Origin of the sequence: Streptacidiphilus neutrinimicus, assembly GCF_000787815.1 — a bacterium.
Lineage (GTDB): Bacteria > Actinomycetota > Actinomycetes > Streptomycetales > Streptomycetaceae > Streptacidiphilus > Streptacidiphilus neutrinimicus.
On sequence record NZ_BBPO01000025.1, the window covers coordinates 26,155 to 33,850 of the forward strand.

6 protein-coding genes are annotated in these 7,696 nt (G+C 75.6%); 3 read left to right on the forward strand and 3 right to left on the reverse strand.

The annotated features are described in order from the left end of the window. Position 1: 1 nt before the first annotated feature. The gene (locus TR48_RS17640; RefSeq protein ID WP_042368225.1) at positions 2 to 451 is read right to left on the reverse strand and encodes a MarR family winged helix-turn-helix transcriptional regulator; all 450 of its coding nucleotides are present in this window, start codon (positions 449 to 451) and stop codon (positions 2 to 4) included. 77 nt (positions 452 to 528) lie between these two features. Between TR48_RS17640 and TR48_RS17645 the strand changes: the two genes are divergently transcribed. Then, a complete protein-coding gene (locus tag TR48_RS17645) occupies positions 529 to 1,386 on the forward strand; it encodes an SDR family NAD(P)-dependent oxidoreductase (RefSeq protein WP_042368227.1) in 858 nt (285 codons plus the stop codon). Positions 1,387 to 1,663: 277 nt separating this feature from the next. Here TR48_RS17645 and polX read toward each other — a convergent pair whose 3' ends face one another. Together polX and TR48_RS17655 are read right to left on the reverse strand one after the other, a co-directional pair. Next, on the reverse strand, positions 1,664 to 3,403 hold the full coding sequence (polX, locus tag TR48_RS17650; RefSeq protein ID WP_042368229.1) for a DNA polymerase/3'-5' exonuclease PolX: 1,740 nt from the start codon (positions 3,401 to 3,403) through the stop codon (positions 1,664 to 1,666). A 4-nt stretch (positions 3,404 to 3,407) separates the two neighbouring features. Beyond that, the gene (locus TR48_RS17655) at positions 3,408 to 3,581 is read right to left on the reverse strand and encodes a hypothetical protein (protein ID WP_236652198.1); all 174 of its coding nucleotides are present in this window, start codon (positions 3,579 to 3,581) and stop codon (positions 3,408 to 3,410) included. 171 nt (positions 3,582 to 3,752) lie between these two features. On the opposite strand from TR48_RS17655, the gene TR48_RS17660 reads away from it, so the two are divergent. Together TR48_RS17660 and TR48_RS17665 are read left to right on the forward strand one after the other, a co-directional pair. Next, entirely contained in the window at positions 3,753 to 4,373 is a 621-nt protein-coding gene (locus TR48_RS17660; RefSeq protein WP_152628022.1) for a ComEA family DNA-binding protein, read from the forward strand. A 130-nt stretch (positions 4,374 to 4,503) separates the two neighbouring features. Next, entirely contained in the window at positions 4,504 to 7,230 is a 2,727-nt protein-coding gene (locus tag TR48_RS17665; protein ID WP_052442746.1) for an HAD-IC family P-type ATPase, read from the forward strand. Positions 7,231 to 7,696 lie beyond the last annotated feature (466 nt).

A 7,696-nucleotide genomic window follows, 5' to 3' on the forward strand; every position in this document is an offset into this window, starting at 1 on the left:
GTCAGGCCTTGAGCTTGGCCCAGACGGTTTCGAGGGCGTCGATGTCCGCGTCGTCGAGGCGCTGGTCGAAGACGTCGGCGAGAGCCGCCCGACGGGTCGCGTTCGCCTCGGCGAAGGCGGCGCGGCCCTCGGGGGTCAGCGTGATCTCCACCGAGCGCGCGTCGTGCGGCGCGGGCGTGCGGGCGACCAGCCCGCGCGCCTGCAGCGCGTCCACGACGCGCGACACCTGCGGCCGGCTGAGCAGCGTCTTCGCGCCCAGCGCGGAGGCGGGCACCGGCGCCGTCTGCCCGTTGAGCCAGAGCATCACCTCGAACCAGGAGAGCGGCAGCTCGTGCGCGCGCATCAGCGCCCGGTCGACGTGGGCGGCCAGCGTGGTGCCGGCCCAGATGAGACCGTAGAAGGCGTGGTCGCGGGCGGAGAGTTCACCCATGGTCGGCTCGGCGCGGGTCATAACGACAGCTTATCGGGTTGCGTGCGTGTGCACGGAAGTCGTAGAGTGTGTGCGCACGCACAGAAACGGAGTTTGGCATGGTTGCCGACGGATCCACTCGCATCGTCCTCATCACCGGCACGTCCACCGGGATCGGCCGCGCCGCGGCCGTCGCGGCGGCGCAGGCCGGCTGGCACGTCGTCGCCACCATGCGCGACACCGCCAAGGCCGGCCCGCTCACCGCCGCCGCGGAGGCGGCCGGGGTCGCCGACCGGGTGGAGGTGCGCCGCCTCGACGTCACCGACAAGGAGTCCGTCGCCTCCTGCCTGGAGGAGGTGCTCGCCGCCCACGGCCGCCTCGACGCGCTGGTCAACAACGCGGGCGCGGGCGTCGTCGGCACGGTCGAGCAGGGCGGCACGGAGCTGTTCCGCTCCGCGATGGAGGTCAACTTCTTCGGCGTCGTCGAGGTGACGGGCGCGGCGATGCCGCACCTGCGCGCGACGGGCGGCCGCGTCGTGACGGTCACCAGCGTCGGCGGCATCGTCGGCCAGCCGTTCAACGAGGCCTACTGCGCGGCGAAGTTCGCGGCGGAGGGCTTCCTGGAGTCGCTGGCGCCGGTCGCCGCCTCGGTGGGCGTGAAGGTCACGGTCGTCGAGCCGGGCGCGGTGGCGAGCGAGTTCGTCTCCAGCCAGGAGCTGGACATCCCGGCGATGGTGGCCGCGGCAGGCCCCTACGGCCCCGCTCTCGAGGCCTACGTCGCCCGCACGCGCGGCGCGTTCGCCGCCGCGCAGACCTCGGCGGACGCGGCCGCCACGATCGTCGACGCCCTGAACGCGGCGGAGCCCCCGTTCCGCCTCCAGACCAGCGATACCGCGCGCGCCTTCGTCTCCACCAAGCTCTCCGACCTGGACGGCGCGGCCGTCCAGAAGATGACCTCGGGCTGGGTCGGCCGCTGACGCGGACCCCGCGCCGCCCGGAACGCTCTTCGAGGCGGCCGAACCGTCCCGTCTCGGCCTTCGCCCCGGCTGCGCGGCTCGGCGATGCCCGCCGGGCGGCTTCGGGCGGGGCCGGCCCTCCAGGACGGGGGCCGGAGCGGAGCGGTGGGGTGCGCCTTCAAGGCTGCCGGGCCGCTGCTCAAGGCTGCCGGGCCGCTGCGGCTCGGCTCGGCATCGGCCTCGGCTGCGCGGTGGGCATCTCCCAAGCCCGTCGGCGCGGGTCTGCCGGGACCCGACGCTAACTCTCCCGGGTGGCGGGTTTGGTGAGGAAGCGCTTCAGCTTCTGCCAGGGCCAGGTGTTGATGACGTCCTCGGTGCCCAACCACGCCCGCTGGGCCGTGCCCACGCCGAAGCGGGGGTTGTCCAGTTGCGGCGTGGAGTGCGCGTCGCTGTCGATCGAGAAGCGGACGCCCGCCGCGCGGGCCGCGCGGACGTGTTCGTCGTTGAGGTCCATCCGCCCCGGCGCGGCGTTGATCTCCAGGGCCGTGCCGGTCCGCGCCGCCGCCGCGAAGACCGCGGGCCAGTCGACGTCGATGGGCGCCCGGCGGCCGACCCGGCGGGCGCTCGGGTGTCCGATGATGTGGACGTGCGGGTTCTCGCAGGCGCGGATCAGGCGGCGCGTCTGCGTGGCGCGGTCCGCGCCGAAGTGGGAGTGGACGGAGGCCACGCAGACGTCGAACCCGGCGAGGAACTCCGCGGGCCAGTCCACCGAGCCGTCGGGCGCGATGTTCAGCTCGGTGCCGTGGAGCAGCCGCATCCGGCCGTACGCGCGCGTGTCGGCGAGTTCGCGCAGACGGGCCCGCTGGGCCAGCGTCTTCTCGTCCGTCATGCGCTGCATGACCAGGTCGGGAGCGTGGTCGGTGACGGCGTAGTACGCGTAGCCGCGGGCCTTCGCGGTGGCGAGCATGTCCTCCAGCGAGGCGACGCCGTCGGTGAGATCGGTGTGCGTGTGCAGGTCGCCGCGCAGGTCGCGCTCGGTGACGAGGGTCGGTAGCTCGCCCGCCGCCGCGGCCTCCACCTCGCCGCGGTCCTCCCGCAGCGTCGGTGGGATCCAGGGCAGCCCGAGCGCGGCGTAGACCTCCTCCTCGGTCGCGGAGGCGACGTTCGCGCCGGTCTCGTGGTCGAAGAGGCCGTACTCGGAGAGCTTCAGCCCGGCCCGCACCGCCATCGTGCGCAGCTTGATGTTGTGCGCCTTGGAGCCGGTGAAGTAGACCAGCGCCGCGCCCCACGCCTCCGGGGCGACCACGCGCAGGTCCACCTGCAGGCCGGCGGCCGTGCGCACGGAGGCCTTGGTCGAGCCCTGGACGATCACGTCCGCCACGGCGGGCAGGGCGACGAAGGCGTCCATCAGCGGCGCCGAGTCGTGGGCCGCGACGAGTACGTCCAGGTCGCCGACGGTCTCGCGCAGTCGGCGCAGCGATCCGGCCCAGGTGCAGCGCAGACAGCCGGGGACCGCGCTGAGCGCGGCCGTCACCTCCTCGGCGACGGAGGCGGCGGTGCCGAGGTCGGCGCGCCCGGCCGCAGCGTGCAGCACGTCCAGGCCGTGCAGGATGTTCTCCTCCGTGCGGCCGCCGAAGCCGGCCAGGTCGTGCAGCCGCCCGGCTTGCGCGGCGGCGCGCAGCTCGTCCACGTCCGAGACGCCCAGGTCCTGGTGCAGGGCCAGCGCCCGTTTGGGCCCCACGCCAGGCACCTTCATCATCGCGCGGACCCCGGGCGGGATCTTCTGGCGCAACTTCTCGACGGCCTCGAGGGTGCCGGTGCGGCGCACCTCGTCGATCTTGCCGACCGTCGACTTGCCGACGCCGGGGATCTCCAGGATGTCCTTCGGGTCCATGGCGGCGAGGTCGGCGGGCCAGCCGCCGATGGCGCGCGCGGACTTCTCGTAGGCGCGGGCCCGGAACGCGTCGCCGCCGGTGATGGTCAGCAGGTCGGCGTACTCCTCGAGCAGCGCCTGGACCTGGTCGTTGAGCCGGGCCATGGGCTCAGCGTAGGTCGGGGGCGTCCGCCTCGCCGCCCAAGGGCGCGCCGCACCGCCGGCAGCGCGCCGGGCGCGCCTCGTCCTGCACCGCGTCGCACTGCGGGCAGAGCCGATGCAGCCAGCACGCGGGCTCTCCGCCCTCCTCCGGCTCCTCGGGGCCGTCGTCGTAGTCGCTCACATCGGCCACGTTAGGCCGGTCCGCCGACATCGCAGTAGGCCCGGGGCTCCCACCTTTCGGCCGTGCGGCCGATCGCGGTGGGTGAGGGTGCCGGGGTGGGCGAGCCGATCTACGGTGAATAGCGTGTCTGAATCGGGTGAAATGGGTCAAAACGTGCGCCCGGGCGGGCGGATGAGTTCCGCCGGGAGCGTGTTCTGGGCGTTGCTGCCGCTGTTCACGGTGGGCATGGGGACCGCCGCCGTGGTCGGCTGGGCCGCCTGGCGACTGCGCTCGCGGGCGGTGGCCGCGCTCGCCGCCGTCGACGCCGTGGCGACCGTCGTCTCGTTGTGGCTGGCGCAGGCGCCGGCCGACAGCGCGCAGAACTCCGCGGCCGGGGCGCTGATCGTCACCGTGCTGGTCGGCGGGGGACTGGCGACCACCTTCGCGCTGCGCCCCAGGCTGATCGGACCCTCTGCCCAGGACCCGGCCGTAAGCGCCGCACTCGACCGGCGCAGCCGTCGCGCCCAGGCCCGTGAGCTCGTCGAACGCGATCCCGGGCTCGCCCGCGAGCTGGGCATCGGCCGGCCGGACCTGTCCCACCAGTACGACGACGGCGGGCTCGCCGACGTCAACCACGTGCCCGCCCCGGTCCTGGCCGGGCTGCCGGGGATGACGCCGGAGTACGCCGACCGGATCGTCGCCGCGCGCGGCGAGCGCGGCGGGTTCGGCAGCGTGGCCGAGCTGGAGGTCTGGGCGGACCTGCCGCGCGACGTCGCCGAGGAGCTCGCGGACCGCGTCGTGTTCCTCCCGTAGGCCCCGGGGCAGGCGGGCTTGCAGGCGGGCTGGCAGGCCGTGCGTCGCCTCCGTCCCTCGATTCCCTCAGGACCTTCACACCGTCCACCACCGCCGCTGGTGCTCTCCCACGGCGCGAGGGCGGATAGCCTTGCCTCGACAGGAGCGTGGCAAGGAGGCATCACTGACGCAGCTGGCCGGGAAGAGCGACCTGCAGGTGCTGCGCGCGCTCGAGACCGGCCTCGGCGGACTCGACGAACGGCAGGCCGAGCTGCGCCTGGTCGAGCACGGCGAGAACATCCTGCCCGCGCCGGTGCCCCCCTCCTTCGCCCGGCGTGTCGCCGCCCAGGCGCGCGATCCCTACGCTGCGACGCTCTGCCTGCTCATCGTGGTCACCTGCCTCTCCGGCGCGTTCCGCAGCGCGGCCGTGCTGTCCGTGCTCGTGGTCGCGGGCGTGGCGTTGCGGCTGGTCGGCGAGCGGCGCGCGGAGCAGGACGCCGCCGCGCTGCGCGGGCTCGCCGAGGGGACCGCGACGGTCCTGCGCCGCCGCGCCACCGCGGACGGCGGGCAGGACCGGGCCCACGCCCGGGAGCTTCCGTTCGATCAGTTCGTCCCGGGCGATCTCGTCCGTCTCGCCCCGGGCGACCGTGTGCCCGCGGACCTCGTGCTGGTGCGCTCCAGCGGGCTCACGCTCGACCAGTCGGCGCTGACCGGCGTCAGCCTGCCCGTGGTCAAGCACGCCGCCGGGGCGTCGACGGCCGCCGCGCCCGCGCCGCACACACCGGACAACGAGCGGCTCTGCCTGCGCGGGTGCACCGTCGTGCACGGCACCGGGACCGGCGTCGTCATCGCCACCGGTGCGGACACCCATCTGGCCGGACGGCCCGCGCCGACGGCTCTTCCCCGGACGCCGGGCGAGCCCGCGCGGGGCGACGGGCCGTCGCCGCGCCGGACCGCGTTCGACCGCACCGCGCGCGCCGTCTCCGGACTGCTGCTGCGCCTGACCCTTCTCTCCGGCGCGGCCGGCCTGCTGGTCGGGGCGGCGGCCGAGGGGCACACCTGGGAGGTCCTCCCGTACGCGGCCGCCGTGGCCGTCGGCCTGACGCCCGAGATGCTGCTCCTGGTGGTGACCGCCGCACTCGCCCGCCAGTCGGACCTGCTGCGGCGCGGCGGCGTCTACGCCCGGCGGCTCACCGCGGTGCACGACCTCGGCACTCTCGGCGTGCTGTGCACGGACAAGACCGGAACCCTCACCCGCGACCGGCTCACCCTCGACGGCAGCCTCGACCCCGAGGGCGCCCCGGACCCCGCGCCCGCGCACTGGGCCGCCGTCACCAGCCTGGTCTGCACCGATCTCGGCGACCCGCCGCTGGTCGACTCCGTCGACGAGGCCCTGCTCGACGCCGCCTGGGAGGCGTATCCGGACTTCGCCGACCGGCTGACGGGCGTGCTCGCGGTCCCGTTCGAGCCGAGCCGGCGCATCGCCGTCGCCGTGGTGCGCGGGCCGGTCGGGCTCGTCGCGCGGACGGTCGCCGTCACCGGGGCCGTCGAGGACGTCCTCGCCCGCTGCTCCGACGAGCGCGTCGAGGGCCGCGAACGCCCGCTGACCCCGGAACGACGGGACGCGGTCGTCGCCCTCGCGGACGCCCGCGCCGCGCAGGGGCTGCGGGTGCTGGCCGTCGCGACCGCCGAGACCGACGTCCCCGCGCCCGGCCCCCCTCCGCGCGCCGCCCGACGCCGCGCGGAGGACCCCCACGGGTTGACTCTGCTGGGCCTGGTCTGCCTTGCCGACGCGACCGAGCCGGACGCCGTCGGCGCCCTCTTCGAGCTGGCCGCGGCCGGCCTGACGGTGAAGATCGTCACCGGCGACCGGGCCGGAGCCGCCGCGCACGTCTGCCGTGCGGCGGGGCTCGACCCCGGCACTCCGCTGCTCGGCCCGCAGGTCGACGCCATGGACGACGCGGAGCTGCGCCGCACGGCCGAACGGACGACCATCTTCGCCCTGTTCGCGCCCGCGCAGAAGGCACGTCTGGTGCGTGCGCTGCAGGCCTCCGGCCACACCGTCGGGTTCCTCGGCGACGGCCTCAACGACGTGCCCGCGCTGCACGCCGCCGACATCGGCGTCAGCTCGCCCGCGGCGCTGGACCCCGGCCCGCGCCGCACCGCCGACCTGGTCCTCGGCGCGGACGCGCTGCGCCACCTCGCGGGCGTGCTCCGCGCGGCGCGCACGGCCGTCGCCAACGTCGGCAACTACCTGCGGATCACGCTCGCCTCCAACCTGGGGAACGTCCTCGCGATGCTGGCCGCGGGCGCGGCCGTGCCGTTCCTGCCGATGCTGCCCGCCCAGGTGCTGGCCCAGAACCTCTGCTTCGACGTCGCGCAGCTCGCGCTCGCCTACGACAGCCCCCTGCCGGACGGCGGCGCGACGACCGCGCCGCGCCGGCTCACCCGCGCCCACCTGGCGCGCTACGCGCTCTTCTTCGGCGTCGTCAACGCCTGCGCGGACATGGCCACCTTCGCGGTCCTGCGCTCCCTGTCGGCGGGCCTGGGCGCCGCGCACGCGGAGGTGCTGTTCCACTCCGGGTGGTTCACCGAGAACCTCATCACCCAGGCCGTCACCGTCCATCTTCTGCGCACGTCCGCGCGGCGCTCGCGGGCATGGTCCCGCGCGGCGTGGCCCGTCCGGGCCGCGAACCTCGGCCTGGTCCTCGTCGGCGTCCTGCTCCCGGCGACCCCGCTGGGCGCGTCGCTGGGGCTGCGCCTGCTGCCGGGGCCGTTCTACGCCCTCCTCACGGTGATCCTCGTCGGCTACGCGGCGGCCCTGCTGGCCGCCCGCCGCTTCGTCGCCGCCTTCCGCGGCGACACCACCCCCCGCTGACCCCCGGCTCCGCCGGAAGGACACCCCGGGTGCCGGGCATCCGCCGCCGACAGTTGCAGGCGGCAGACCGAGGACACGCCTCCTCCCCTCCTCGCCCGCGTCGTGCGAGCCCGGCGGAGCCGCACCTCGGCGCGGGCGCCCCGGCTCGCGGGGACCGGGCCGGCTTGGGCCCGGGCCCGGCGGAGCTCCCCGAGACCGGGCCGCCTGGCACGCACCCCCGGCCTTGGGGCGGGAGGCGCCCGTGCTGTTTTGGCGGAACACCCGACTACGGCCCAGGACGCGGACGTTCCACCGCCGGGCGATCGCATGCACTGCGGGCCCCTCCTCGAAGGCCGAGGGCGGCCCCGGCCGACCCGAAGGGCTCCGCCGGGCGACAGCCCGGCCGGGCTAGGCCCGGTGCCAGTGGGGGGTGCGCTCGCGGGGGCGCCAGGTGTGGTGGGGGAGGGGTGCCGGGTCGGTGGGGGGC

Excerpts from the sequence above, each read along its gene's own strand:
- TR48_RS17640 (WP_042368225.1), bottom strand. The coding sequence starts at position 451 with ATGACCCGCGCCGAGCCGACCATGGGTGAACTCTCCGCCCGCGACCAC.
- TR48_RS17645 (WP_042368227.1), top strand. The coding sequence starts at position 529 with ATGGTTGCCGACGGATCCACTCGCATCGTCCTCATCACCGGCACGTCC.
- polX (WP_042368229.1), bottom strand. The coding sequence starts at position 3,403 with ATGGCCCGGCTCAACGACCAGGTCCAGGCGCTGCTCGAGGAGTACGCC.
- TR48_RS17660 (WP_152628022.1), top strand. The coding sequence starts at position 3,753 with ATGAGTTCCGCCGGGAGCGTGTTCTGGGCGTTGCTGCCGCTGTTCACG.